Consider the following 25,756-nt stretch of genomic DNA (forward strand, 5'->3'; position numbering starts at 1 on the left):
TTAGTAAATAATATCTTGAAATATTGAATCCACGTATTTTTCCCAATATTTCATTCTATTCACTTGTTTAGTTGTTACATTGTCCTTAGGAATCTCCTTTTCAAGAAGTTTTTCAAAATTTGGATATTCTAAAATTAATTGAGCAATCATTTTTCTTCCTTTTTCAAGAATCGTTGGTTCAGATGATTCATAATCATAATTAATAGTAACCGATTCCCCACTATGAACAAAATTATTTCTTTTGTAATATAATTCGGCAAAACACATTGCTACCTCTTTTTGTTTATTTCTTGGCACTTTCATCAAACGAGGAATAATAGCAGACATTCTTAATCTTTTTTCATTTTTATCTCTGGTTAAAATACTTTCTGCAATTGTCATTGTTATTATAGTAGAAATCGAATTATTCTGTTTTATAGATTCATTGAATAAAACCATTGAGTTCAGAAAACAAATATTAAAATCGTCAAAATATCCTTTAAAATATATTTTATCGAGAAATTTTCTAAATTTCCTTACCTCTACTTTATCTTCCAACCAGTTTAAATCAAATGGAATACTCACATCAAAATTTAAGGGCTTATGATTTTGTCTCCAACTTTCCTTAGAATAAATAGCTAAATGACTTGCTTCTTTAAGTTGTGTCTCTCTTATCGAAACCAAAATTGATGTTTTATCTTTTGATGTTTTACTTATATTGCCATAATAAAAACATCTAATTGCATAAATAATCATTTTTGCAATATTTAAAGAATTATAATGAACTGTACTTGTCTGATGCGTTTGTTTAATACATAAAAGAGGATAATTCAAAAAATCAGGAGACCTAGAATTCTCTGTGTGCGCAACTATCCATTCAGTTTCTGCTAAAGTTTTCTTTGCCTTTCTCGCAATGATTTTTAATTTATCTTCTCTTGAAAGATCCCTAGGAATAAATGTTAGATTTTCAATTTTTATAAGATTTTTAAATTGGGCAAATTGTATTGGCACTATAATTATATGATCAGCCAAATTATTTTTAAGTACTTTTACAACATCATTTATTATTTCTTCAACATCATCTTCAGTAATTTTAACTGGCAGTTGCTTAAATCGTTTTAAAATTTCCTTTTCTATCCCATAAGCCAAAATATCCCCATCAAAAATTTCTTTAATTTCAGGGATCAAATACAATACATTAAATAGATTTTCAAATTCCTTACTTTCATAATCAATTTCTATTTCTTCATCTTTTAGGCTTTTGTTTCCAAATGCATTCAATAAACCAGCTAATTTTCTCTTTTCTGATAATTTCAACCCCATTAAATTTATTGTATTAAGTCAATATTCTTATTAAATCATTTGCAAAAATATTTTAAAAACTTTTTAAAATTCTAATTCTAACTTCCTATGAATTAAAGAAATTGTTGACATTATATCCAAGGCATCTTCTTCAGTAATTTCCCAAATTATTCTTGGAGCATGTGCAGTGGTATTCCTAAACATTCCGAAAACTCCTTTTATCAAATTAGCAAATCCTTTATGTTCGCTTTGTTTTGTTTCTGTAGAAAGATCATTAATTCTTATTAACGGATTTCTTATTGAAAAGGCCTGATCTATTAGTTCGCTCCCATCTTGTGTAAGCCCAGTTGTTTGACGTATTTTTTCAGCAATGCTTTTGGTTGCTTCAAAAACGCTATGAAAATAATTTTCTGCCAACAATTCTGCCCTACAAAACTCATAAATATTATCATGCACATTTCTTTGCTGAAGCTTACTTTTAAATTTATTTGCTTTCTGTTCTGCTTCAGATATAGTTGTTGAAATTACCGTCAATGAAAATTTCCCTCTTTCTGAAAATTGCAAACCTATAAAAGATAATATTTTATTTAATTCAAATCTTAAATCTTCGAATTGTTCACTTCTGCCAACAAATCTTGCTGGATTCATCGATTTAGTTATAAATGCTAAAATATTATTTGAATGTTGTTTTTCATTCTGATAATTAGCAAAGGCATTATACAATCTTTTCCATTTAGTAATACCTGAATCAATATCTCGAATACCAACTTCTTGAAGAAATTTAGCAATTTCAGGTCCTGTCAATCCTTTATTTGTTTCTCCTAAAATTTTACTTAATCCTTCAAGTACACTCCCATTAATAGGAGGATGCAATTTTATAGCCATTTAATAATTTATTATTATTCTGACAACAATATACAAAATACTATCATTGAATGACAATTTAAAAATTTACTAGGAAACTTTATGATGAAACCGTAAGCGTGAGGGATAGAGGCGGTATCCTTTTGTGTAGCGGAGCGGAATAAAAGATATAGCCGAAAGCCCGACCCGGAGGGACACGCCCAAATTAAGATTCTGAGATTTTTTCCAATCTTTGCCGAGTTCTAGTGTGATTCTTCGTTCCTCAGAATGACAAACTTTGTGTTTATTAATCTTTGTCGAGTTACTTGCGAAGATTTCTCGTTCCTCGAAATGACAAGATTGGGTAAAAACTTTGCGCTTTAGCGACTTTGCGAGATTATTTCAGCACAATTTAAAGAAATACTTTGCGAAGATCCTTCGACTTCGCTCAGGAAGACAAAACAGAACTTAAACTTTGTGTTCTTTGCAACAAAAAAACTTTGTGACTTCGCGTCTTTGCGAGCAAAAATCTCCTGCGCACTTTGCGTAAACCTTAGCGTTCTTTGCGGTTAAAAAAACTTCGCGCCTTAGCGCCTTCGTGGCAAAAACAATAAATAAGAAAACTTTAATAAATCTATTATACGCCACTTCTTCAAAAATCATTAATTTTGAAATTCGAAGTTCAAAAACGAAATAATTATGAAATATCATCAAATAAACAGCGCTCTTTTTGTAAAAAACCGCAGAAAGTTCATGGCTGAAATGAAACCTAATTCTGTTGCAGTATTCAACTCAAACGACATTTACCCAGTTAGTGCCGATAGTACTTTACCGTTTGCGCAACATAGAGATATTTTTTATCTGAGCGGTGTAGATCAAGAAGAAAGCGTTTTGCTTTTGTTTCCAGATGCGCCTTATGAGCATCAGAGAGAAATTCTTTTCTTGAGAGAAACAAACGATCATATCGCAGTTTGGGAAGGTGAAAAACTGACTAAAGAACGTGCTTTTCAGGTTTCTGGAATTAGAACAGTTTATTGGTTACAGGATTTTCATAAAGTTTTGAACGAAATGATGACGTATGCCGATACGATGTACATCAATACAAACGAACATTACCGTGCGACTGTTGAAACAGAAACTCGTGAAGCTCGTTTCGTAAAATGGTGGAAAGAGCGTTATCCAGCACACAATGTTGCAAAAAGCAACCCAATTTTACAAAGACTTCGTTCTGTAAAGGAAAGCGAAGAAATCGATTTGATTCAGCATGCTTGTGATATTACAGAAAAGGGTTTCCGTAGATTATTAGGATTCGTAAAACCAAATGTTACAGAATACGAAATCGAAGCAGAATTAGCGCACGAATTCATCCGCAACCGTTCTAAAGGTTTTGCTTATACGCCAATTATCGCTTCTGGAAACAACGCAAATGTTTTACATTATATCGAAAACAATCAGCAATGTAAAGAAGGAGATTTGATTTTGTTAGATGTTGCGGCTGAATATGCAAATTATTCAAGCGACATGACGAGAACAATTCCAGTTTCTGGACGTTTTACAGATCGTCAGAAAGCGGTTTATAATGCTGTTTTGAGAGTTAAAAACGAAGCGACAAAAATGCTTACGCCTGGAACACTTTGGAAACAATACCATGTTGAAGTAGGTAAAATCATGACTTCTGAATTACTTGGTTTAGGCTTAATCGACAAAGCCGATGTTCAGAATGAAAATCCAGAATGGCCTGCTTACAAAAAATATTTCATGCACGGAACGTCTCACCACTTAGGTCTTGATACGCACGATTACGGATTGCTTCACGAACCAATGAAAGCAAATATGGTTTTCACGGTTGAGCCAGGAATTTACATTCCAGCAGAAAAATTCGGAATCCGTTTAGAAGACAACGTTGTGGTTCAGGAAAAAGGAGAACCTTTCAACTTAATGCGTAACATTCCTGTTGAAGCAGATGAGATTGAGACTTTGATGAATTCATAAATAAAAAAAGAGGCTGTCCAATATTTTCGGACAGCCTTTGTTTTATAAGTGTTTCTTTTTTAAGCCCCAGTGAGTGGGGCGAAATATTTATAGCCATTCAATCATATTGATGTAAAAGAGCTCCAGCGGAGCGACACATAATATTGTAAGAAAAACATATGTCGCTCCGCCGGAGCTTTTGTTTTGGCAATACATGAATTTCTATAAATATTTCGCCTCTCCGAAGCTGATCTTCCAAAACAAAAGAAACTAAAAATTCTCTAATCTTTGGGAAGTGACATCTAAAACCAATAAAAAAGCCCTTAATAAAATATTAAGGGCTTTTTAAATTATATCAATCGGTAATTATCCGATTTTTGAGATTTGTACATCCAATTGGAATTTACCGTCGGCTTCATTTCCATTGATTAGATCAAAAAGCTCTAGCGCTCTTCTTGCATTTTTCTCTTCTTCTCTTTGTTCCGCTACATACCACATCATGAAATCCTCTGTAGCGTAGTCATTTTCAGCTCTACATTTTGCGATTACTTTATTGATCGCCTGAGTAACTGCAATTTCGTTTTGCAAAGCAATTTCAAATACTTCTCTAAAAGAAGCAAATTCTTGCTGCACCTCTGGAACAGATGGCGTAATTGCAATCCCTCCCATATCTGTAATGAATTTGAAAATTTTCAGAAAATGCTCTCTTTCTTCTTCGGCTTGCTTGTACAAATAAGATGCTGTATTAGCATATCCGTTTCTATCTAGCCATGCTGCCATAGCTAAATATTTGTTAGAAGCATCACTTTCTAATTTTGCCTGTAAATTCAATATATTTTCTACACCTTCAGTTAATGAAGTACGTGTTCTTAGTAAATCTTTCATAACCTTTAATTTTTATACGTGTAAAATTACAAAAATTAAAGGAGGCATCTGTAACTGCTTGAAAATTTGGATTTAATCTAAGTAAGAATCTAAATAAGCTCAACATTCGCTACACTGCAAAGCATAGAATGCAATGTAAGAGTAAATTTTGTTCCATTTAATAAATCTCTTAACTGCACTATTTCGCAGATAGTAAGATTTCTAGAGAAATTTCTTTTGGTAGTTTCAATCAGCTGTGCATCTGATTGGTCAGATAAGTCGTAAAGCATGTCTAAAATGTCAACGCTATTAACCTTTCTTTGAAAAATCAAAAAATCATGAATTTTATAACTTGACACAGTATCAATAAAATTGATAATTATACTATTGGTCAAATCACATTGGTAACTGTATCCTTTTTCGGTCTCAAATAATACTTTGGTGGTCAAATCGCTAACTAATGACATTCTGATAAAATTATAACGATGCAAAAATATATAATTTAAGGCAAATAAACACGTAATTAAGACTAATTTAAAATAACAAAATCATTTAAAGTTCTTAAAAACAGCCAAAGTGCGTTAAATACTGTAACATTCGACAGTATTTTTTGTCTAATTTTAAAAACAAATACCTAAGAAATTATGCAAGCACACGAAATAGATTATCAGATTTTTGGAGAAGAAATGCAGTATGTGGAAATAGAATTGGATCCGCAAGAAATTGTAATTGCCGAAGCAGGCAGTTTTATGATGATGGAAAACAATATCCAGATGGAAACTATATTTGGAGACGGTTCACAACAACAGGGTTCGGGTTTATTTGGCAAACTTTTAAATGCAGGAAAAAGAGTTCTTACTGGCGAAAGTTTATTTATGACGGCTTTTTTAAACCAAGGCAATACTAAAAGCAAAGTTTCATTTGCATCGCCCTATCCTGGAAAAATCCTTCCGATTGATTTAACAGAATTTCAAGGTAAATTTATCTGTCAAAAAAGTTCTTTTTTATGCGCTGCCAAAGGCGTTTCTGTGGGAATAGAATTCTCTCAGAAATTAGGACGCGGCTTATTTGGCGGTGAAGGTTTTATCATGCAGAAAATCGAAGGAGACGGAATGGCATTTGTACATTCTGGCGGGACAATGGCAAAAAAAGTTTTGGGTCATGGCGAAGTCCTAAAAGTAGATACAGGTTGTATTATTGGTTTTACCAAAGATGTCGATTATGATATTGAATTTATTGGCGGCATCAAGAATTCTATTTTTGGTGGAGAAGGATTATTTTATGCCACATTAAAAGGTCCAGGAACGGTTTACGTACAATCGTTGCCTTTCTCTAGATTAGCCGATCGCATTATCGCATCGGCACCAAGATCAGGCGGAAACAGCCGTGAAGAAGGAAGCCTTCTTGGCGGATTAGGAAATCTTTTGGATGGTGATAATAGATTTTAATTTAAAATGGCTTTCGTTTCTGAAAGCCATTTTTTATTATTTCAGAGCCAAAATGTTATAAATAAATTTATAACTATTTTAAAGATTACCCAATTAAATCAGGACATCACGATATTTTAATTCAGCTTTCTTAACTTTGCACTTCAAAACAAAAAATCTTTCATTTTGAAAACGCTTTTATATAAAAACACCAAGATTTCATACTCAGATTCAGGAACTGGAAACGCAATTGTTTTACTTCACGGCTTTTTGGAAAACAAAAAAATGTGGAAAGACTATGTTGCTTTTTTTTCAGAAAAATATCGTGTCATAACAATCGATTTATTAGGTCATGGCGAATCTGATTCTTTAGGCTATGTTCATGAAATGGAAGACAATGCCAATGTTATAAATGAAGTTTTGGAAAATCTGAAGATTGAAAAAGCTATTATACTTGGGCATTCAATGGGCGGTTATGTCGGTTTGGCTTTCGCCGAATTGTATCCGCAGAAAACACAGAAATTGGTTTTATTAAATTCAACTTCAAAAGAAGACAGCGCCGAGAAGAAACTTAACCGAACACGAGCTATAAAAGCTGTAAAACAGAATTATATAAGTTTTGTGAGTCTGGCAATTGCCAATTTATTCAGCGAAAACAACAGAACCAGATTAGAAGAAGAAATTGAAAAAGTAAAAACTGAAGCTTTAAAAACTCCTTTGCAGGGAATTGTTGCTTCTTTGGAAGGAATGAAAATACGAAAAGACAGAGAGTGGCTGCTAAAACAAAACAGTTTTCCAGTTTTATTAATTTTAGGAAAGAAAGATCCTGTTTTAAGCTACGAAGAAAGTCTTTCGCAAGCAGAGAATACATCTGTACAATTAGTTTCTTTTGAAGATGGACATATGAGCCAAATTGAAAACAAAGAAGAATTGAAGCCTGTTTTATTAGAGTTCTTCAACTAAAATTAAAGAAAATATTAAAAGCAGAAAAGGCCATTTCGAAATATACCGAAACAGCCTTTTCTTCATTTTGGGGGCAAAAATTATAATTTTGTAATAATGTCTTTTTTGAATTTTGCCAAAGTAGCTCTTGTTAATCCAAGATTTGCTTTTTTAGCATCAACAGCTAAGTAAATAAAATACTGGCCGTCTTCAGAAACATCTATAATATGTATTTGATCCGTCAATGTAATTAAAATATCGTTTATTTTTTGATCTAATCCTAGAGCTTTAATGGCGTTTAATTTTGCTTTTACAACTTCTAAATTATAAGCAGATGCTAATTCCGGATCAAAATCTGATTTTACAGAAAGCGAGCAGTACGACATTCCTGTTTCTACCTCAGTTACAGAAACTGCGATAAATCCGTGAACATTCTCTTTTAAATCATTTTGAAAATTTTGTAAAAAATCTGACATGTGTATATATAAATAATTGGTTTAAATTAATTGCTGAAAACAGTATCCATTTTACGAAGCAAAAGCCCCATTTTACTAATGTCTTTAGATAATAATGCTACACAATTGTCATCCTCGCTTTTGTTAGCAACAACAATACCATCATTATTTTTAATCATTACCTGTTTTAAATCGCCATTATTAACATCTTCAGACATTTCCAAACACATTTTCAAAATCATTCCAATCATCGCAGCAACATTTCCATCATATTCTAAATTCACAGATTCTAACAAAACTCCGTCAATATTAAAAGTAATTCCAGACTCAGCTCCAGTTTCTTCTACAAGTGTATTTAAATCAACCATATAACATTAATTTTTTAAGAAGTTCAAAGTTATTTTTAATAAAAAGAATTGTCGGCTAAACACTTGTTAAAAAAATGACTTCACACAACTATCTGAATCACTTTTGTTTATACTATAATTAAACGTGATTTTTAAAAGAAAATCATTAAAAAAATTTAACAGAAAAAAGAGAATTATCCAAAATTCAAACATTTTAATTCATAAAATTCAAAACACATTATAGATACGTACAGATAATCAGTTTAATAGAAGTTTTTTCTAAATTTGCAAAAAAAATTTCCAATGAAAACTGTAGATGAATTACGTTTTGACTTAAATGTAAAATTGATGAAGTTCAGAAGATTTCGTTTTGAAAATGGACCTATAAATGCTTCAATTTCAGAAGAACCTGCAAAAAAAGGTTTTTTCAAAAAAATATTTAGTTAAAAACTACTTACAAAAAGCTGCAATGATTATTTAATATTATCGCAGCTTTTTCCTTTATGATCTGAATCTTAACATTCAGTTAAAGTCAAAAAACTAAAAAAAACAGGACTACATTTTTTTAGTAAAACTTAAATCTATACAAATTATTCGTTTTTATACTCTCTTTATCATAACGTATTTGACTTATTGAATTCCTGATAAAAATTCAACTCCAAGAAAATAAAAACAGAAAACTGATCAAATGAGCATTTTTTATTTTAGTAGAGATTTTTTTGTAGATAAAGCCAAAATACCGCGCCATTAAAGCTAGTGAGAGAAAACATACAAATTTAAAAAAATCAAGCATTTTGTTTAGCGGGTCAATTTTTGAATCGCTTTTCTAAATGACAAAACATTGATTTTGATTTTATATAAAAATTAAAAATGCATTTAAATCTTCTCTTCAAAAGGAATACTAAGATCAAATATTTCCTTTAAAAGCAGTACAATTTCTTCAACATAAGAATTTAAAATTGCTTTAGAAACGGTAATTTCCAAATCTTTATCTTCTTTAAATCCGAAAGATAAAAACCCTGATTTTAAATTTTTAAATGAAATAATACCAACTTCTATTGGAGTTTCTCCCGCCAATTGTTCATACATAAAAGCATAAGCCAATACCTGGATAATTTTATCGTTTTTAAGCCCTTGTGTTAAACCATTCCACGATTTAAGTATAACATTTGTTTTTTCAACTTTTCCTGTCTTATAATCAACGATTCTTATTTTTCCGTTACGAAGTTCAATTCTATCTACATTCCCTTTAATTAAAACCGGAAATGGCAGTTCTGGATGAACTAATTCACGTTCAAAAGTTTTCTCTAAAGCAATAATTTTAATTGCATCTCCATTTTTGATTGACTCTAATTCAATTTTTAAAAAATTAGAAACATTTCGTTTTGCGACTTCAAACGCCAACAGGTTTCTTCCTTTTTTAATTTCACCTTCTTTATATACAAGCTTAAATTGTTTCAAAACTTCGTCATCCAACAATTTAAAACAATTTAAAATATCAGACTCAGAAATAAATTTCTCAACAAAAGGATCATATAAAGCTTTTAATGTTTCGTGAATAATGGTTCCGAGTGTATTTAAGGCAATATTTTCTTCTACTTCTTCGACTTCACGAATACGCAGGATTTTTTGAAAATAGAATTCAATAGGATTACGAATATAACTTGTTAACGCCGAAGGAGAAAAGCCTGTCGAAGCTATTTCCTTTAATCGCTCCATAACTGCATCGGATTTTGGAATCACCATTGGCTGATAAGCAGTAGTTGGCAATACAGGATTATAAATATCAAAAGTCAAATTATGCTTCGATTTTTTTTCAACTTCTAGCTGTGTGATAAAACGGCTTCTTTCACCGGCATCTAATCCCTCATTTTCGGTATTATAAATTAGATAGATGTTTTTTGCACGCTGCAATAAATGATAAAAGTGATAGGTATAAATAGCATCTTTTTCTTTAAAAGTGGGCAGACCTAATTCTTTTTTTACATCATAAGGAATAAATGAGTTCTGGGATTTTCCTGCCGGAAATTTTCCCTCATTCATTGAAGTTATAATTACAGTATCAAAATCAAGTACACGGCTTTCAAGAACTCCCATAATTTGAAGCCCGCGCAAAGGTTCTCCTTCAAAAGAAACTTCTGCAACATCTATTATCTGTTTATAAATAGCATGAAGCGTATCGATATTGTCAATATGCTTGTGCTGCGAATAATAATTAATAAGCTTATTTATTACTTTAAAAACAGCATAAACAAACGTTTTTGCTATTTTTTCTTCTTCATTATCATTGCTAAAGCTTTGCTTTATAAGCAACAAAACTGCCGAAATATTTTCTAGAACTGCAACAGATCCATTTTCCCATTTCTGAAACAATAAAGAAAATAACTTTGAAGCATTTGGATTCAGATCCAAAATTTTATTAAGGGTAATAAAAGTATAATTGTTTTCTTTTATAATCCTGACTAAATGATTCACATTTGCATAGGGTTCTACTAAAGGATGTGTCAAAACATCGAGCACATCTTTATAATAAAAAACATAATTTCCCGCACGGGAAAGCGCATTTGTATGCATTTTGAAAAATTTTGCCACAAGTATCTGCGATGGATTATTTTTTCCTGAATATCCCATTGTAATATTCAAAGCACCAACAGAAGAAGGGAGCGAATACAAAACCGGAATTAGCAAATTTTCTTCTCCTAAAACTACCGCAACTTTATCTAAAGAAGCCGAAGGGTTCTTATTAATTAAATCCTCAATAATACTTCCAGCAATTTTAGCCTGTCCAATAGTTTTTGGGGTTCCAATTACTTCTATATTTTTAGTTTGTGAAAAATCATCCACAATCCACTCGAACGGATGTGATTTATAGTGTTTCCAGCTTTCTTTAAAACGACGCACAAAAAGTCCTGCATCGTGATATGGATCATTTAAAAAAGTCTGATCTACATCCCAATAAATTTTGGCTTGATCTAATGCTAAAAGATGCTGTACTATTTTTTCTTCTGCAGCGTTTAAGGCATTGAATCCGGCAAATATAAAATTACGGTTTGAAATGGTATTCGAAAAATGATTCAGGTTATTTACCGCTTCTCTATAAATCAACCCTTGGTAACCAATAGATTTATTTAATAAGTGGTTATATAACGAATCATAATACATAGGGAGAAGCTTCCAGAAATCAATGTAATTTTCTAAAAGTTTTGTTTTGTTTTCTACTTCAATTCCCCATTTTTTAATATCCTCAATATCTTTCAAATAAGATAAGACATGATATGGATCTAAAAGATAACGATCAATCTCATTGAAATCCTGTAAAAGTGTTTTTGCCCAATTAGCAAACAGCTCAAATGACTGCTGATTTTGCTTATCTGTTACTGACAAATAAACCTCATAAAACTCAAACAACAGCTCAATAGAATCAACTGATCTAATAGATGCTACATCTTGCACAAAATCTTCAATGCTGATAATTTCCGGAGAGAGAATAGTTTTTGATGTTTCTTTTTTAAGAGCTTCAATAAGAAAAACTTTAGCTCTTTTATTCGGAAGTACAATTGTAGTTTCAGAAAGTTTATCTGAATAATTTTGTATTACAACACCAGCGATTTTCTCTAAAAAAGACGTATTTATCATTTTATAAAAATAAAAAAAGCCATTCAATTAAGAATGGCTTTTCGGTATTATTTACAAAGTAAATTATAGTTTACCTTGGTATTTAGAACCAATATGTTTGATTTCAGTTCTTCTGTTTTGTGCTTTACCTGCAGCAGTTTTGTTACTTGCAACTGGTTGAGAAGATCCAAATCCTTTAGCTTCTAAATTTTCTGGATTAACACCTCTTTCAACTAAAGCGTTTAATACAGCGTTAGCTCTGTCTTGAGATAGTTTATCGTTGATTTTAGCAGAACCTGTGTTATCCGTGTGTCCTTCAATAGAGAATTTCGCGTTTGGATAGTTTTTAAGGATTTCTTTAATAGCGTCTAATCTAGCTGGAGTTTCTTTGTCACCAGTTTTGAAAGTAGCTTTACCAGAGTTAAAGTAGATAGCTCTTGCTTGAACTTTAAGATCTTCTAAAGCTTGAGAAGATACTTCTGGACATCCTCTGTTACTAGCTGGACCAGGAACTGTAGGACAATCGTCATCTTTATCTAAAACTCCATCTTTATCAGCGTCTAAGAAAGGACAACCACCATTTTCTTTAGGACCAGCAACTGTAGGACATTTATCATCTTTATCAGCGATACCGTCACCGTCAGTGTCAGGACAACCTTTTAAAGCAGCTAAACCAGCAACATCTGGACAAGCGTCATCTTTATCAGCAACACCGTCTCCGTCTCTATCAGGACAACCGTTTAATGCAGCTAAACCAAATTCATTTGGACAAGCATCAGAAGCATCAACAATTCCGTCACCGTCAGTATCAGGACATCCGTTGAATTGTTTTAAACCAGCAACATCTGGACAAGCATCATCTTTGTCGTAGATTCCGTCTCCGTCAGTATCTTTACCTCCGAATTTGAAAACTAAACCTGCAGTGTGTTGGAAGTGAGATGGAGCATCTGGAACACCAGCTGCATCTTGTCTATCACCACTAACAGCCCATTTGTATCTTGTAGCTAATTCAAGACCAATAGCATCAGTAAACCAGAAAGTAATACCAGCACCTGGGTTCACAGTTCCGTAGCTGCTATCTCCGAAGAAAGTATAACCTCCACCTACAGATAACGAAGGATCAACCACTTTAGATTTGATTAATTCTTGGAAGCTGTATTTGATAGTAGCATCAATTCCGTAGTACATCAAGTCACCAGGATTAGTTACAACGTTTCCTCTTCCGTCATGCCCAGGAGCAGAAGGATTGAAAGTTACATATTTATCAATTTTGTTTACAGATCCTTGTAAACCAACTGAGAAACCACTACCTACATATCTAGACACACCAATGTAAGATAAAGAAGGAAGAATATTCCAGTTGTCTTTTACTGAGAATGGTTGAGAGAAGTGCTGATCAAAAAATCCACTTCCTGAACCCGAACTAGTCCTAGTATCCACAGCATTAACTCCGAAAGAGATAGCCCATGGATTGTTACTGTCTTGCGCGTGTGAGCTTAAACCCATCGCCATCAATACAGCAACTAAAAGTTTGTTAAGATGTTTCATACTTAATTTTTTTAATTACAATTTAGTTAATTACAAGCAAAAGTAACACCAAATTTTTTAAATACAAAATCAAATGTTAAAAAAAACCTACAAAAAAACACCAAATGTGGCAATTATATAACTTTTAACATTTTACCTGTTAATTTAAATGCTTCTATAGCCTTGTCTATGTGTTCTTTGGTATGTGCAGCCGAAAGCTGCACTCTTATTCTCGCCTTATCTTTTGGAACTACAGGAAAGAAGAATCCAATTACATAAATGCCAAGTTTTAAAAGTTCGTCTGCCATTTTTTGAGATAATTTTGCATCGTAAAGCATAACCGGTACAATTGCAGAATCTCCATCAATTATATCAAAACCGGCTTTCTTCATTCCTTCTTTAAAATAATTAGTATTCCACTCCAGCTTATCTCTAAGGGTCGTGTCTTTTTCTAATAATTCAAAGACTTTTATGGAAGCTCCAACAATTGAAGGTGCAAGTGAGTTTGAGAACAAATAAGGTCTTGAGCGCTGACGCAGAATTTCAATTATTTCTTTCTTAGCCGTTGTATAACCTCCCATTGCTCCTCCAAGTGCCTTACCTAGAGTTCCAGTAATAATATCAACACGCCCCATTACACCTTTTGCTTCAAGTGTACCTTTTCCTGTTGCTCCAATAAATCCTGCAGCATGGCATTCATCAACCATAACCATAGCATCATACTTATCAGCAAGATCACAGATTTTATCTAAAGGCGCAACTAAACCGTCCATAGAAAAAACACCATCAGTAACAATTAATTTAAAGCGGGCTCCCGCTTCATTTGCTTTGATTAACTGCTGTTCCAGATCTTCCATATTGTTATTTTCATAACGATAACGAGCCGCTTTACACAAACGAACTCCATCTATAATAGAAGCATGATTTAAACTATCTGAAATAATCGCATCGTTTTCTCCTAATAAAGGCTCAAAGACACCACCGTTTGCATCAAATGCAGCGGCATATAATATGGTATCTTCGGTACCATAAAAATCAGCTATGTTTTTCTCTAATGTTTTATGAATATCCTGAGTTCCGCAAATAAATCGAACAGACGACATCCCGAAACCATGAGTATCCATTGCGTCTTTTGCTGCCTGAACCACTTCTGGATGCGACGAAAGTCCTAAATAATTATTGGCACAAAAATTTAAAACTGTTTCTCCGGTCGAAATCGTAATTTCGGCACCTTGAGGCGATGTTATAACTCTCTCCTTTTTGAAAATACCATTTTCTTCGATTGTCTGCAGCTCACTTTGCAGATGTTCTTTAATTTTACCGTACATTTTTTAAATTTATTTAAAACGTTAAAAATTAACAACTTAAGACTAAAAAAGCCACATTATTTCTTTAACATCTGATTAATTTTTTCACAAATTTACCACTTCAATTTCCGACCCTATATATATCAAAGCCCTTTTTAACACTTTGTATCCTAAATCTTCAATTGCATCCTGATATTCTTGAATTTGCTGTTGATATTTTGAATTAATTGCTCCAGTTTTATAATCTAAAAGATAAGCCTCTTTGTTACTTGTCAGCACTACCCTGTCTGGTTTTAGAATCTTACCCGCTTTTTGCACAATAGTCTGCTCATTTAAAACTTTATGATTCCCATCAAAACAAATACTTAATTCAGGATGGTTTACAATTTCTTTGAGCGTTTTTAAAACCATTTCAGATTGATCTATTGTTATCAAACCATTTTCTAATGCTTTTACAACCGCAAGATCGACATCTGATTTATCTTTAACAAAAGCCAGGATTTCATGCACAATATTCCCATACGAAATCGCTTCTTGCTGATGTGTTCCCCACATTAATGCTTCTCGCTGTGCAATTTTTATATTTTTAGGATTTAAAACTTCTTTTACAATTGGAATCGTTTTTACCAAATCAACTGTTTTTTCAGATTTTGAAAGTCTTATTTTGTTTCCAAATTCATATTCTAACTTTTCAGAATCATAAATCCCTTTATGCATCAAATATTTAATAAAATAAGAGGCCATATTATTTGGCAATTCACCATCTTTTCTTTCTTTCAAAGACTGCGAAATAATATATAATTGTTCTTCGGCACGTGTCAATGCAACATACAAAACATTAATATTATCCAGTAACTCTTCCTGTTTTTTCAAATTAAAAACTATCGAAGCACTTTCTCCAAATCCTTCAACAGCACTGCTGTTATCGATTAAAGCTTTTGGAACTCCCAAATCTGTTTCTTCGGTATCAAGCCACAATTTATCTTTTGGCTTTCGATTGTAATCCTCTTCTGCAAAAGGCATAATTACAACAGGGAACTCCAAACCTTTGGACTTATGAATTGTCATAATTCGAACCGCATTATTTCCTTCTGGAGAAGGAATACTGAATTTCTCAGAATTCTTATCCCAAAAACTCAAAAAATCTGCTACTCCAGCCTGATTTCGAATATCTCTTTCGAGAACGATATCCAAGAAAAACTGAACATAAGCATTTCCTTCAGATGGAAGGACAAACTTAGAAATGATTATTTCTACGGCTTCATAAAGTGATTTTTTTCGAACATTTTCAAAACAAAGAGAAACATCAAAAGTTAAAAGCCATTTTTCAAAATCTTCTTCAAATTTTTGAGCCATTCCCTGCGCAATGAAATCATGGACAGGCAATTCAATTTCTTTATTTTCGGCTAAAAAATGAAGAAAATTGGCTTTCGATTCTAAATCTGCATTGTTGTTTAAATATCTCAGAAGATTAACAATCAAACGAACTTCGGTTGCATTTTTAATCATTAATGTTTCCGAAGATAAAAGCGGAATATTCTGTTCTGTTAAATAATTTGCAATTGCAATTCCCTGATCTCTTTTGCGGGTTAAAATCACAATATCTTTATATTCAAAACCTTCTCGAATTACTTTTTGAATTGTATTTAAGGTCGCTAAAACATATAAATCTGATTTTTCAATTACTTCTTCTTCATCTGCAGAATCAGATTTTTCGATTATCGGAAGAAACGAAATATTTACATAACCGCCTTTCTTTGAATTTGTATTTTGAAAACTATGATTTTCATACAAATCTTTATAATCTTCATTTGAAAACTCTGAAGAAATCAATTTAAAGAAAGCATTGTTAAACTCAATTACCTCGCTGTAACTTCTATAATTTGTATTTAAATGTTTAATTGCCTTATCAGGATTATTGAACGGGTTTACGTCTTTACTTAACTCAATAAACTGCTCCGCTTTTCCGCCTCTCCAGCGATAAATAGATTGTTTGGGATCTCCAACAATCATTAAAGTTCCTTTATTCCCTAAATCATCCAGACCTGAGAGTGAATTATCAATAAGCGGAATTAGATTCTGCCATTGCATTTCAGAAGTATCCTGAAATTCATCAATAAAAAAATGACGGTATCTTTCACCTAAACGCTCATAAATAAAAGGCGCAGGCTGATTCTGAATTTCGCGGTGAATAATCGCATTGAATTCTGAAATAGACAAAACATTTTGTTCTGATTGAATCTTCGCCAATTCATTGCTGACTGTATTCAGCAACGAAAGCGGCGTTATGTTTTTTAGGAAGGCTTTGTAAAAATCTCTTTTTTCAAAATTTTTATAAATTTTACTCAGTATTTGAAGTAAATCTGGAATTATATTTTCGATTAAAGATTTGTCCTTAGCCGTTTTATTAATCGCAATATCATCAAATTCATGAAAGGTTTTATTTCGTGGATTAAATTTTCCATCACGAATATTTTCAAGGTGATTTGGAAAGGTTCCTCTTGAAAAAGATTTTAGATCGATTCCGTTTTTCTCAATTAAAGAAAGTGCCTCAATTGCAAATTGTTCGTTTTCAGATTCGAGTTCTTTACACAAAGCCATCATTTTCTTTTTAATTTCGACAAACTCCTCGATTGTCTTATCATTAAAATGAAGAATTTCATTTCGATTATTTTCATTCAAAACCAAACGTCCAGTTTCGAGAATTTCTCTCGAAATGTCCCAGCTTTTATCGTCATCGGTTTTTTCCATCGTAAAATCGATCAGCAATTTAGTCAGCGTTTCATCCTGACCCGCTTGGGCGATAATAGCATCGACAGCTTCAACCAATAAATTTTCGGTATCCAAAGTAACCTCGAAAGTCATTGGCAAATTCAGGTCATGCGCAAAAGCCCGAATTACTTTGTGAGTAAATTTATCGATAGTAGAAATATCAAAAGCAGCATAATTGTGAATTAAATGCTTAATGATACTTTGAGATTTTATTTTTAATTGAATAATTGAAAGCCCGGTATCACGAGATAAATCTTCCATTAAATCAATTGCTTTTGCAGAAGGTTCTTCTTTGGCAAATTCAGACAGACTCCCAACAATACGGCTTTTCATTTCATGAACTGCTTTGTTGGTAAAAGTTATGGCCAGAATATTACGGTAAGCATCGTTTTTGGGAGAAGAAAGAATAATTTTCAGATATTCTTTAACCAAAGTATAGGTCTTTCCTGATCCTGCAGAAGCATCATAAATAGAAAAAGACGGACTTTGCATAATTCTGGTTTTTTGTATTGTAAAAATAGCACAATAAATATTTAAATCCCAATAATGAAAAATTCCAAATTCCAATATCTGTGTGCAATGAACACTTTCAAATATTGGAATTTGGAATTTATTTTTTGAATTTTAAAATAATTTATGCGTGTTTTGGAAATGCTCTTTTATTAAAAACCAGCAATATTCCAACTCCTGTTGAAATCGCCATATCGGCCACATTAAAAATAGCATTAAAGAACATAAAATGCTTACCTCCAAAAATTGGAAGCCACGCTGGAAGATCACCTTCCCAGATAGGAAAATAGAACATATCTACGACCAAACCATGAAACCATGTTCCGTATGGCTGCGGCGAAAATATTGTAGCTAAATTATGCGTGCTGTCATCAAAGATTACTCCGTAAAAAACAGAATCAATGATATTACCTGCTGCACCGGCAAAAATTAAAGCAATAGAAACTATTAAATAAGTTGAATGACGTTTCTTAACAGAATCGGCTAACCAATAACCAATTCCAAATACGGCAAAGATTCTAAAAACAGTCAAAATTAGTTTACCGTATTCTCCTGGTATTTTTGTTCCCCAGGCCATTCCTTCATTTTCGATAAAATGAATTCTGAACCAATCAAAAATCACCACTTCATCACCTAAAACAAAGTTTGTTTTTACATAGATTTTAGAAAGCTGATCAACAATTAAAACTAAAAATATAAGGAAATACGCTTTTCGTAATGACATTTTATGAATTTTTGATGCGCAAAAGTAACAATTAAATCAAAAAAAACGTTCCATTAGGAACGTTAATTGTTTTCTAATAAAACTAAATACAAACATTTCATTTTGCATTTAACTTTAAAATCTATTTTTTAGCCGCTGTATTTGCCGGACTGTCTGTAAAGAAATCCGATATAGATTTAAAAATGCCTTTACTTGGTTTTCCGGCTGCAGCCCTCTTCGCTTCTGCCTTTTTTACCTCTGTTTTAAATTTAACTCGTAACTTTTCGAACTCCTTCAATCTGTGCTCGACGTCAGAATTCACATCTTTGAATTTCAATACTTTAGCCATAGTGTAAGTTTTTTAAGTAAAAAAATAAAATATTTAACGATTTGGTTTTACAATAATACATAATTTAATTTATATTTGTTAATAAAAATTAACACTTGTTTAGGACAAATCACAACTACAACCTATAATTATTTACCAAAAACGAACTAATTTAACATTTCCCCAAACCTTACAAAAGTATGAATGAAATAACTACTATTCTAAACAATTTTTTGGTCGACACTAAAGCAAGCGCAGCTTTAATTTTAAACGGAAAAGGAAAACTAATCACTTCTCTAAATCTCGACTACAGCGACAGCATTGCAGCAATGAGCGCGGCAATTTTATCTATGAGCGAAAAATTTTTAATTGACCTAGAAAAAGGCGCTTTAAAACAACTTTACTTAAAAAGTTCCGATGGGGTTGTCGTCGGAAATAAAATAAGCGGTTCAAACTTCGTAATTGTTTTTTCAAAAGAAGGAAGCAATCTTGGCTTATTAATGCATTCTACAGACGAATTATCTGCAGAGTTAAGCAAAAATTCTCTATTAAAATAACATAATCTATTAACCACACCTAAACCCCAAAAACTATGAGTAACGACTTTTTAAACGTGTTTTTAAATGAAATGAAAACTAACGTAAACGGCTTTATAGCTGTAGCTGTAACAGAAATTGAGTCAGGATTAAGCTTTGGCAACATAACAATCGATCCATCTTTTGATCCTGAATTAGCAGCCGCTTACAACCTGGAAGTAGTAAAAGCAAAACTGAACGCTGTAAAAGCATTAGGTCTAAATCAGGATATTGAGGATATCTTGATTACACTTTCAAACCAAATTCACATTATTGACATTTCTCCGAACAAAAAATTCATGATTTACCTTGCCGCAGATGCAACTAAGGCAAATCTTGGAATGACTAGAGCTGTTCTAAGAAAACACAAATCTGATTTAGAAAAAAATCTTGCCTAAACCTGATTTTCAGTTTTAATTAGAACTGTTTTGAAAAGAGGCAGTTCTAATTAAAATATTTTTTCATATTTATTTCGACGACTTTTACTTTCTTACAAAAAGCACCCTTGCTTATTGTATATCCTTTTTATTGTTTGCAATTAATTTCTTTCAAAAGAGCAAGAACACTGATCACTCTTAAACTCAACAAACATTAAACAAAAAAAAACGCCCCAAAAAGGAGCGTTTATTTTAACTGAATTTTTATTATCTCTGCAAATTTTTAGCTTCGATACTCATTGTTGCATGAGGAACGATTTTAAGCCTTTCTTTGCTGATTAATTTACCTGTTACTTTGCAGATACCGTAAGTTTTATTTTCTACACGGAAAAGCGCGTTTTTTAAATCACGGATAAACTTCTCTTGTCTAATAGCTAACTGAGAGTTTGCTTCTTTAGACATTGTTTCACTTCCTTCTTCAAAAGCTTTAAAAGTTGGAGATGTATCGTCTGTTCCGTTATTTAAATCATTCATATAAGCACTCTTGATTAAATCAAGATCTTCTTGCGCTTTTTTAATTTTTGCCTGGATTATTTCTTTGAACTCTGCTAAATCTGCGTCAGAGTATCTTGTAATTTCATCTATCATTTTATAACTATTTTGAAATTAATATCATTGTTTTAATATCATCAAACTCAATTTCTGTGCCGTTTTCTAAAGCGTCTGCAAAAACCAAATCATCTGTTAATGTTTCAGACTTAATATAGTCTTCATTTTTTAGAACGGCCTCTTCTAAATTACCGTCTCTTTTTATTTTAACTTTAATCTTATCAGTAACTTCAAATCCTGAATCTTTACGGATATTCTGAATTCTGTTTACTAATTCTCTCGCGATACCTTCATTTTTCAATTCCTCAGATATTGTGATGTCAAGCGCAACTGTAATTCCGTTTGAATTTGCAACCAGCCATCCTTCGATATCCTGTGATGTTATTTCGACGTCTTCTAATGATAAAGTTACATTATTTCCAGAAATAACAATATCTAACGTTCCCTGCTTGTCTAATTGATTAATCTGATCTGCAGAAAAACCTTGTATCTCCTTAGAAATCAAGCCCATGTCTTTTCCAAAACGTGGCCCAAGAGCTTTAAAATTAGGCTTAATCTGTTTCACTAAAATACCTGAAGCATCGTCTAAAAGTTCGATTTCTTTCACGTTCACTTCGGCTTTTACAAGGTCAGAAATTGCTTCAATTTCAGCACGCTGATTGTCGTCAAGTACCGGAATCATTACCTTTTGCAGAGGCTGGCGAACTTTAATCATCTCTTTTTTACGCAGTGATAAAACCAAAGATGAGATCGTCTGCGCCTTCTGCATTTTGCTTTCCAACGTTTTATTAACAAAGTTTTCGACAAATTTTGGAAATTCAGCCAAGTGAACACTAGCAAAATCCTCGGTTCCTGTAGAAACTGTCAAATCTCTGTACAATTTATCCATGAAAAAAGGAGCTATCGGAGCGCTTAATTTACTGATCGTAAGCAAACAAGTATAAAGCGTTTGGTAAGCTGCAATTTTATCTTTTGCATATTCGCCTTTCCAGAAACGACGACGGCATAAACGAACATACCAGTTACTTAAGTTTTCCTGAACGAAGTCAGAAATGGCTCTTGTAGCTTTTGTTGGCTCGTAATCTTCGTAGCATTCGTCAACAAATTTGATTAACGAATGTAATTCAGAAATAATCCATTGGTCGATTTCTGGTCTTTCGTTTAACGGAATTTCAGCTTCTTCATATTTAAATCCGTCGATGTTTGCATATAACGAAAAGAATGAATAGGTGTTGTATAAAGTTCCAAAGAATTTACGTTTAACCTCAGCAATTCCTTCAAGATCAAACTTCAAGTTATCCCACGGATTTGCATTCATAATCATATACCAGCGTGTAGCATCAGGACCGTTTTCTGCAATGGTTTTAAATGGGTCTATAGTATTTCCTTTACTCTTAGACATTTTGATTCCATTTTTATCCAAAACCAAACCGTTTGAAACAACGTTTTTATAGGCTACTTTATCAAAAACTAAAGTCCCTATAGCATGTAAGGTATAAAACCATCCACGAGTTTGATCTACTCCTTCAGCAATGAAATTCGCTGGAAAATCTTTGTTTCCATCAATTTTATCTTTGTTCTCAAAAGGATAATGCCATTGTGCATACGGCATTGCTCCAGAATCGAACCAAACGTCGATTAGATCACTTTCGCGCTTCATTGGTTTCCCAGAAGCTGAAACTAAAGTAATAGCATCCACGACATTTTTGTGCAAGTCAATTAAATCATAATTTGATTCAGACATGTTTCCGATTTCAAAATCTTTAAACGGATTTTCTTTTTGAAAACCTGCTTCGATTGATTTTTCGATTGCATTGTACAATTCTTCAACAGAACCGATAATAACTTCTTCTGTTTTATCTTCTGTTCTCCAGATTGGCAAAGGAATACCCCAATATCTAGAACGAGATAAGTTCCAGTCGTTGGCATTTTTAAGCCAGTTCCCAAAACGTCCTTCACCAGTAGATTTAGGTTTCCAATTGATAGTTTCGTTCAGGTCGAACATTCTATCTTTTACATCGGTTACTTTTATGAACCATGAATCTAGTGGATAATATAATAACGGCTCATCTGTTCTCCAACTGTGTGGATAACTGTGCACGTATTTTTCAACTTTAAAAGCTTTGTTTTCTTCTTTAAGACGAATAGCGATTTCAACATCTACAGATTTCTCTGGAGCTTGTCCTGCATCGTAATATTCGTTTTTAACATATTTACCCGCTAAATCACCTAAATGAGAAGTGAATTTTCCTTGTAAATCAACTAAAGGAACTGCTGTTCCGTTTTCATCAAGAACCAACATTGGCGGCACTTCTGGTTTTGCTTCTTTTGCCACTTTAGCATCATCTGCACCAAAAGTTGGAGCTGTATGCACGATTCCTGTTCCATCTTCTGTTGTAACGAAATCTCCTGAAATTACTCTAAATGCATTTTCAGCATTTTGATATGGCAACACGTAAGGCAATAATTGCTCATAACGAATTTCTACTAAATCTGCTCCTTTTGCTTCTGTTAAGATTTTATAAGGCAATTTTTTGTCGCCGTTTTTCACATTGTCAAAATCAGTGTCGTCTTCACTTACGAAATATCCTTTCCCAAATTGTTTTCCAACTAAGTTTTTAGCCAAAATAACATTTATTGGCTCAAAAGTATATTGATTAAATGTTTTTACTAAAACATAATCGATTTTTGGCCCAACTGTTAAAGCTGTATTCGACGGCAATGTCCAAGGAGTTGTTGTCCAAGCCAAAATGTGAATATCTCCAAAACCTTGTAAAAAGCTTGGGAGCGTTTCTGGCAAAGTTTTGAATTGTGCTACAATCGTAGTATCGGTAACATCACGATAAGCTCCAGGCTGATTTACTTCGTGAGAAGATAATCCTGTTCCTGCTTTTGGAGAATAAGGCTGAATTGTGTATCCTTTGTACAACAAACCTTTATCATAGATTTGTTTCAAAAGCCACCAAACCGATTCCATATATTTTGGTTTATAAGTCACATATGGATCTTCCATATCTACCCAATACCCCATTTTTTCGGTCAAATCATTCCACACGTCAGTATAACGCATAACGGTTTTTTTACACGCTTCGTTATATTCTTCAATAGAAATTGTTTTACCAATATCTTCTTTTGTAATTCCTAATTCTTTTTCGGTACCCAATTCTACAGGCAAACCGTGAGTATCCCATCCGGCTTTTCTTTTAACCTGAAAACCTTTTTGAGTTTTATATCTGCAAAAAATATCTTTAATCGCACGCGCCATCACGTGGTGAATTCCCGGTAATCCGTTTGCTGAAGGCGGACCTTCAAAAAATACGAAAGGCTCAGCACCTTCGCGAGTTGTTACACTCTTTTCAAATATATTTTCTTTCTTCCAAAAATCAAGAACTTCAGACGCTACCGCTGGTAAGTCAAGTCCTTTGTATTCAGTAAATTTTGTACTCATTTTATCCTTTTCTTAAACGAGGTGCGAAAGTAAGGAATTTTGAGGAAAATAGATAAAAGATGAAGGAAAAAAGACCATTTTGAACCAATTTATAACATATTTTTTAACAAATGCTAACGTTTTAAATGGTTTTAAAATAAAACTGAATAAAAATGGTTAAGATTTGAAACAAAAAAACTACAGCTGAAAACTGTAGTCCTTTTTTATTTCATTTAAATTAAGTCTTATTTACATGCATCTAATGCTTCTACAAATTTCATCAACGAATTAAGATCGTTTTGAAATTCTGTTCCATTTGCCCTTGCTGCTAATTTTGGACAAGGTCTGGCAAGTTCTGCAAATTTAGATTTGGTATTCATCTGCCAGCCGACAGAACTTGTAGATGCACCAAAAGCTTCATTTTGTTTTTTTATAATTATCTCACTATTTTGATATCCATATAACGAAATTGTTTTACCATTTAAAATCTCACGAACAAATCTAAAGACCGGTTTTGAACCCGCCCTTAAAGCTTCTTTGAAAGATACGGTTGAATAAAAATCATTTTCACGGATAATTAATCTAGTAACCTGATCTGCAAAATAAGTTTTGAAAATATGGTTATGATTTCCGTTTTCATCCGGAATACTTACTGAAATTTTTCGGTCTAGATTTTCTAACGCTCTTATTTTTGCATATCCGGAAACAGTATCATTTGCAGCCAGAATAAGAGAAACCAATTGGTATTTTGGATCATTTTTCAGGAAATAATTAGGATCAAAATTAGCAACATCTACTTCTTCTTCTTTAACACCATTTGTTCGGGCTTCGACATCCATATGTCTGCTTGTAACCTGATTTACAGCAAAAATTTCTCTTAAACTTTCATTTTTAAGCTTTATGCTTTTTCCGTCAGAAGCATCGTATTTATTCTCGATTAACTTATCGCACCAAATATCTGATTCATCCGGCATGTCTAAATAATGATAGATAACAGCCAGATTAAAATAGGCTTCATATCGCAGTTTTCTATGTTTTCTTTCATCTTCAGCATAAGTTTTATCGATTCCTTTAAAGTACTCAATTACGGGCTCTAATTCTTTTTTTAAAGGAGCTACATCTTCATTATACTCCATTTTATTAAAAATTGCCTTTATACTTGAAAGCGCTTTAACACTGCTGTCATATTCAGGATGCTTTTTAGAATCTAAAATCCAGACATAATCTGATGTTTGCTCCACACTATAACCATAGTCACGATTCAATCTTACATCCATACTTGAAGCAACGCGTGATAAATAGTTACTTCTTACCGCATACATTTCAACATCAATAAATTTTCGGGCATCATCAGGATTTGAAAATGAATTTTCTATTGTAAATGAATTTTCTAAACTATACTTTCTATTAAAAGATGCGTCAGATGCACATTTAACAGAGAAACTTCCTAATTCTCGCACTTTAACTCCAGACACAAAAGAAATTTCAATTCTTTCTTTTCCATTTGAATCTTTTACTTTATTCTCAACTTTTCTTACTCCCAGCGGCAAAGTGACAGGATCCCATAAATCAACCGCAATTTCGAAGTAACCGCCTGAAGGCACATTTTTAAATCCATCTATAGAAAAATTATATTCCAAATTATCCTTGGCATCTTTAAACCAGGCAATACTAGTAGGATTAAGGGCTAAATGATAGGTTCTGTTTTTTCTATCTACAACCGGTTTTGGAGGAAGGTTTACATAAGATACATTAAAACTATGCGGATCTAAATCGACAGATTGCGAAAAAACGGGGTTTATTAAAATAAGAAGTAAAAAAGTAATTATTCTTTTCATATAAATTTGTTTTGGTGTGCCAAATATATGAAAATCGG

General features: G+C 32.7%; 21 protein-coding genes. 6 read left to right on the forward strand and 15 right to left on the reverse strand.

Annotated features, from left to right (window positions below; genetic code table 11):
• Both PQ462_RS22350 and PQ462_RS22355 read right to left on the reverse strand, forming a co-directional pair.
• Complete coding sequence (locus tag PQ462_RS22350; RefSeq protein ID WP_274251643.1) at positions 1-1,302, reverse strand: hypothetical protein; 1,302 nt, start codon at positions 1,300-1,302, stop codon at positions 1-3.
• 63 nt (positions 1,303-1,365) lie between these two features.
• Entirely contained in the window at positions 1,366-2,166 is an 801-nt protein-coding gene (locus PQ462_RS22355) for a TIGR02391 family protein (protein ID WP_274251644.1), read from the reverse strand.
• Positions 2,167-2,823: 657 nt separating this feature from the next.
• Between PQ462_RS22355 and PQ462_RS22360 the strand changes: the two genes are divergently transcribed.
• The gene (locus tag PQ462_RS22360; RefSeq protein ID WP_274251645.1) at positions 2,824-4,116 is read left to right on the forward strand and encodes an aminopeptidase P family protein; all 1,293 of its coding nucleotides are present in this window, start codon (positions 2,824-2,826) and stop codon (positions 4,114-4,116) included.
• Between the two features lie 345 nt (positions 4,117-4,461).
• Here PQ462_RS22360 and PQ462_RS22365 read toward each other — a convergent pair whose 3' ends face one another.
• Positions 4,462-4,980, reverse strand: coding sequence for a ferritin (locus PQ462_RS22365; RefSeq protein ID WP_177211794.1), 519 nt, complete (start codon positions 4,978-4,980; stop codon positions 4,462-4,464).
• 89 nt (positions 4,981-5,069) lie between these two features.
• Positions 5,070-5,426, reverse strand: a complete 357-nt coding sequence (locus PQ462_RS22370) for a hypothetical protein (protein ID WP_274251647.1) — start codon at positions 5,424-5,426, stop codon at positions 5,070-5,072.
• A 177-nt stretch (positions 5,427-5,603) separates the two neighbouring features.
• On the opposite strand from PQ462_RS22370, the gene PQ462_RS22375 reads away from it, so the two are divergent.
• The gene (locus PQ462_RS22375; protein ID WP_274251648.1) at positions 5,604-6,407 is read left to right on the forward strand and encodes a TIGR00266 family protein; all 804 of its coding nucleotides are present in this window, start codon (positions 5,604-5,606) and stop codon (positions 6,405-6,407) included.
• A 165-nt stretch (positions 6,408-6,572) separates the two neighbouring features.
• Positions 6,573-7,349, forward strand: a complete 777-nt coding sequence (locus tag PQ462_RS22380) for an alpha/beta fold hydrolase (RefSeq protein ID WP_274251649.1) — start codon at positions 6,573-6,575, stop codon at positions 7,347-7,349.
• A gap of 80 nt (positions 7,350-7,429) precedes the next feature.
• Here PQ462_RS22380 and PQ462_RS22385 read toward each other — a convergent pair whose 3' ends face one another.
• Entirely contained in the window at positions 7,430-7,804 is a 375-nt protein-coding gene (locus tag PQ462_RS22385; RefSeq protein ID WP_012022783.1) for a hypothetical protein, read from the reverse strand.
• A gap of 26 nt (positions 7,805-7,830) precedes the next feature.
• The gene (locus PQ462_RS22390; RefSeq protein WP_012022784.1) at positions 7,831-8,151 is read right to left on the reverse strand and encodes a hypothetical protein; all 321 of its coding nucleotides are present in this window, start codon (positions 8,149-8,151) and stop codon (positions 7,831-7,833) included.
• Positions 8,152-8,433: 282 nt separating this feature from the next.
• Here PQ462_RS22390 and PQ462_RS22395 point away from each other — a divergent pair, with 282 nt between their 5' ends.
• A complete protein-coding gene (locus PQ462_RS22395; protein ID WP_159436622.1) occupies positions 8,434-8,577 on the forward strand; it encodes a hypothetical protein in 144 nt (47 codons plus the stop codon).
• A gap of 429 nt (positions 8,578-9,006) precedes the next feature.
• Here PQ462_RS22395 and PQ462_RS22400 read toward each other — a convergent pair whose 3' ends face one another.
• The 6 genes from PQ462_RS22400 to PQ462_RS22425 form a co-directional block, all read right to left on the reverse strand.
• Entirely contained in the window at positions 9,007-11,766 is a 2,760-nt protein-coding gene (locus PQ462_RS22400) for a PD-(D/E)XK nuclease family protein (protein ID WP_274251650.1), read from the reverse strand.
• A gap of 63 nt (positions 11,767-11,829) precedes the next feature.
• Positions 11,830-13,293 (reverse strand): OmpA family protein, encoded by a 1,464-nt coding sequence (locus tag PQ462_RS22405; protein ID WP_274251651.1) that lies wholly within the window; start codon positions 13,291-13,293, stop codon positions 11,830-11,832.
• A 113-nt stretch (positions 13,294-13,406) separates the two neighbouring features.
• Complete coding sequence (gene kbl, locus PQ462_RS22410; RefSeq protein WP_274251652.1) at positions 13,407-14,600, reverse strand: glycine C-acetyltransferase; 1,194 nt, start codon at positions 14,598-14,600, stop codon at positions 13,407-13,409.
• An 84-nt stretch (positions 14,601-14,684) separates the two neighbouring features.
• Positions 14,685-17,843 carry a UvrD-helicase domain-containing protein gene (locus PQ462_RS22415; protein WP_274251653.1) on the reverse strand — a complete coding sequence of 1,053 codons (3,159 nt, stop codon included), beginning with the start codon at positions 17,841-17,843 and terminating at the stop codon, positions 14,685-14,687.
• A 142-nt stretch (positions 17,844-17,985) separates the two neighbouring features.
• Positions 17,986-18,585: a lipoprotein signal peptidase gene (locus tag PQ462_RS22420; RefSeq protein WP_274251654.1), complete on the reverse strand. Its 600-nt coding sequence runs from the start codon at positions 18,583-18,585 to the stop codon at positions 17,986-17,988.
• A gap of 121 nt (positions 18,586-18,706) precedes the next feature.
• Positions 18,707-18,913, reverse strand: a complete 207-nt coding sequence (locus tag PQ462_RS22425) for a hypothetical protein (RefSeq protein ID WP_073410368.1) — start codon at positions 18,911-18,913, stop codon at positions 18,707-18,709.
• Positions 18,914-19,092: 179 nt separating this feature from the next.
• Between PQ462_RS22425 and PQ462_RS22430 the strand changes: the two genes are divergently transcribed.
• A complete protein-coding gene (locus tag PQ462_RS22430; RefSeq protein ID WP_012022790.1) occupies positions 19,093-19,449 on the forward strand; it encodes a roadblock/LC7 domain-containing protein in 357 nt (118 codons plus the stop codon).
• Between the two features lie 35 nt (positions 19,450-19,484).
• On the forward strand, positions 19,485-19,865 hold the full coding sequence (locus tag PQ462_RS22435; RefSeq protein ID WP_274251655.1) for a hypothetical protein: 381 nt from the start codon (positions 19,485-19,487) through the stop codon (positions 19,863-19,865).
• A 246-nt stretch (positions 19,866-20,111) separates the two neighbouring features.
• Here the strand turns inward: PQ462_RS22435 and PQ462_RS22440 are convergent, their stop codons facing one another.
• The 3 genes from PQ462_RS22440 to PQ462_RS22450 all read right to left on the reverse strand — a co-directional run bounded on the left by PQ462_RS22440 (position 20,112) and on the right by PQ462_RS22450 (position 25,718).
• Positions 20,112-20,492: a TraR/DksA family transcriptional regulator gene (locus PQ462_RS22440; RefSeq protein WP_012022792.1), complete on the reverse strand. Its 381-nt coding sequence runs from the start codon at positions 20,490-20,492 to the stop codon at positions 20,112-20,114.
• Positions 20,493-20,499: 7 nt separating this feature from the next.
• Positions 20,500-23,901: an isoleucine--tRNA ligase gene (ileS, locus tag PQ462_RS22445; RefSeq protein ID WP_274251656.1), complete on the reverse strand. Its 3,402-nt coding sequence runs from the start codon at positions 23,899-23,901 to the stop codon at positions 20,500-20,502.
• Positions 23,902-24,125: 224 nt separating this feature from the next.
• Positions 24,126-25,718: a hypothetical protein gene (locus tag PQ462_RS22450; protein ID WP_274251657.1), complete on the reverse strand. Its 1,593-nt coding sequence runs from the start codon at positions 25,716-25,718 to the stop codon at positions 24,126-24,128.
• Between the last annotated feature and the right edge of the window lie 38 nt (positions 25,719-25,756).

Origin of the sequence: Flavobacterium sp. KACC 22758 (assembly GCF_028736135.1) — a bacterium.
Taxonomy (GTDB): domain Bacteria; phylum Bacteroidota; class Bacteroidia; order Flavobacteriales; family Flavobacteriaceae; genus Flavobacterium; species Flavobacterium johnsoniae.

Coding starts and splice junctions, on each gene's coding strand:
- PQ462_RS22350 (WP_274251643.1), bottom strand. CDS start 1,302: ATGGGGTTGAAATTATCAGAAAAGAGAAAATTAGCTGGTTTATTGAAT.
- PQ462_RS22355 (WP_274251644.1), bottom strand. CDS start 2,166: ATGGCTATAAAATTGCATCCTCCTATTAATGGGAGTGTACTTGAAGGA.
- PQ462_RS22360 (WP_274251645.1), top strand. CDS start 2,824: ATGAAATATCATCAAATAAACAGCGCTCTTTTTGTAAAAAACCGCAGA.
- PQ462_RS22365 (WP_177211794.1), bottom strand. CDS start 4,980: ATGAAAGATTTACTAAGAACACGTACTTCATTAACTGAAGGTGTAGAA.
- PQ462_RS22370 (WP_274251647.1), bottom strand. CDS start 5,426: ATGTCATTAGTTAGCGATTTGACCACCAAAGTATTATTTGAGACCGAA.
- PQ462_RS22375 (WP_274251648.1), top strand. CDS start 5,604: ATGCAAGCACACGAAATAGATTATCAGATTTTTGGAGAAGAAATGCAG.
- PQ462_RS22385 (WP_012022783.1), bottom strand. CDS start 7,804: ATGTCAGATTTTTTACAAAATTTTCAAAATGATTTAAAAGAGAATGTT.
- PQ462_RS22390 (WP_012022784.1), bottom strand. CDS start 8,151: ATGGTTGATTTAAATACACTTGTAGAAGAAACTGGAGCTGAGTCTGGA.
- PQ462_RS22395 (WP_159436622.1), top strand. CDS start 8,434: ATGAAAACTGTAGATGAATTACGTTTTGACTTAAATGTAAAATTGATG.
- PQ462_RS22400 (WP_274251650.1), bottom strand. CDS start 11,766: ATGATAAATACGTCTTTTTTAGAGAAAATCGCTGGTGTTGTAATACAA.
- PQ462_RS22405 (WP_274251651.1), bottom strand. CDS start 13,293: ATGAAACATCTTAACAAACTTTTAGTTGCTGTATTGATGGCGATGGGT.
- kbl (WP_274251652.1), bottom strand. CDS start 14,600: ATGTACGGTAAAATTAAAGAACATCTGCAAAGTGAGCTGCAGACAATC.
- PQ462_RS22415 (WP_274251653.1), bottom strand. CDS start 17,843: ATGCAAAGTCCGTCTTTTTCTATTTATGATGCTTCTGCAGGATCAGGA.
- PQ462_RS22420 (WP_274251654.1), bottom strand. CDS start 18,585: ATGTCATTACGAAAAGCGTATTTCCTTATATTTTTAGTTTTAATTGTT.
- PQ462_RS22425 (WP_073410368.1), bottom strand. CDS start 18,913: ATGGCTAAAGTATTGAAATTCAAAGATGTGAATTCTGACGTCGAGCAC.
- PQ462_RS22430 (WP_012022790.1), top strand. CDS start 19,093: ATGAATGAAATAACTACTATTCTAAACAATTTTTTGGTCGACACTAAA.
- PQ462_RS22435 (WP_274251655.1), top strand. CDS start 19,485: ATGAGTAACGACTTTTTAAACGTGTTTTTAAATGAAATGAAAACTAAC.
- PQ462_RS22440 (WP_012022792.1), bottom strand. CDS start 20,492: ATGATAGATGAAATTACAAGATACTCTGACGCAGATTTAGCAGAGTTC.
- ileS (WP_274251656.1), bottom strand. CDS start 23,901: ATGAGTACAAAATTTACTGAATACAAAGGACTTGACTTACCAGCGGTA.
- PQ462_RS22450 (WP_274251657.1), bottom strand. CDS start 25,718: ATGAAAAGAATAATTACTTTTTTACTTCTTATTTTAATAAACCCCGTT.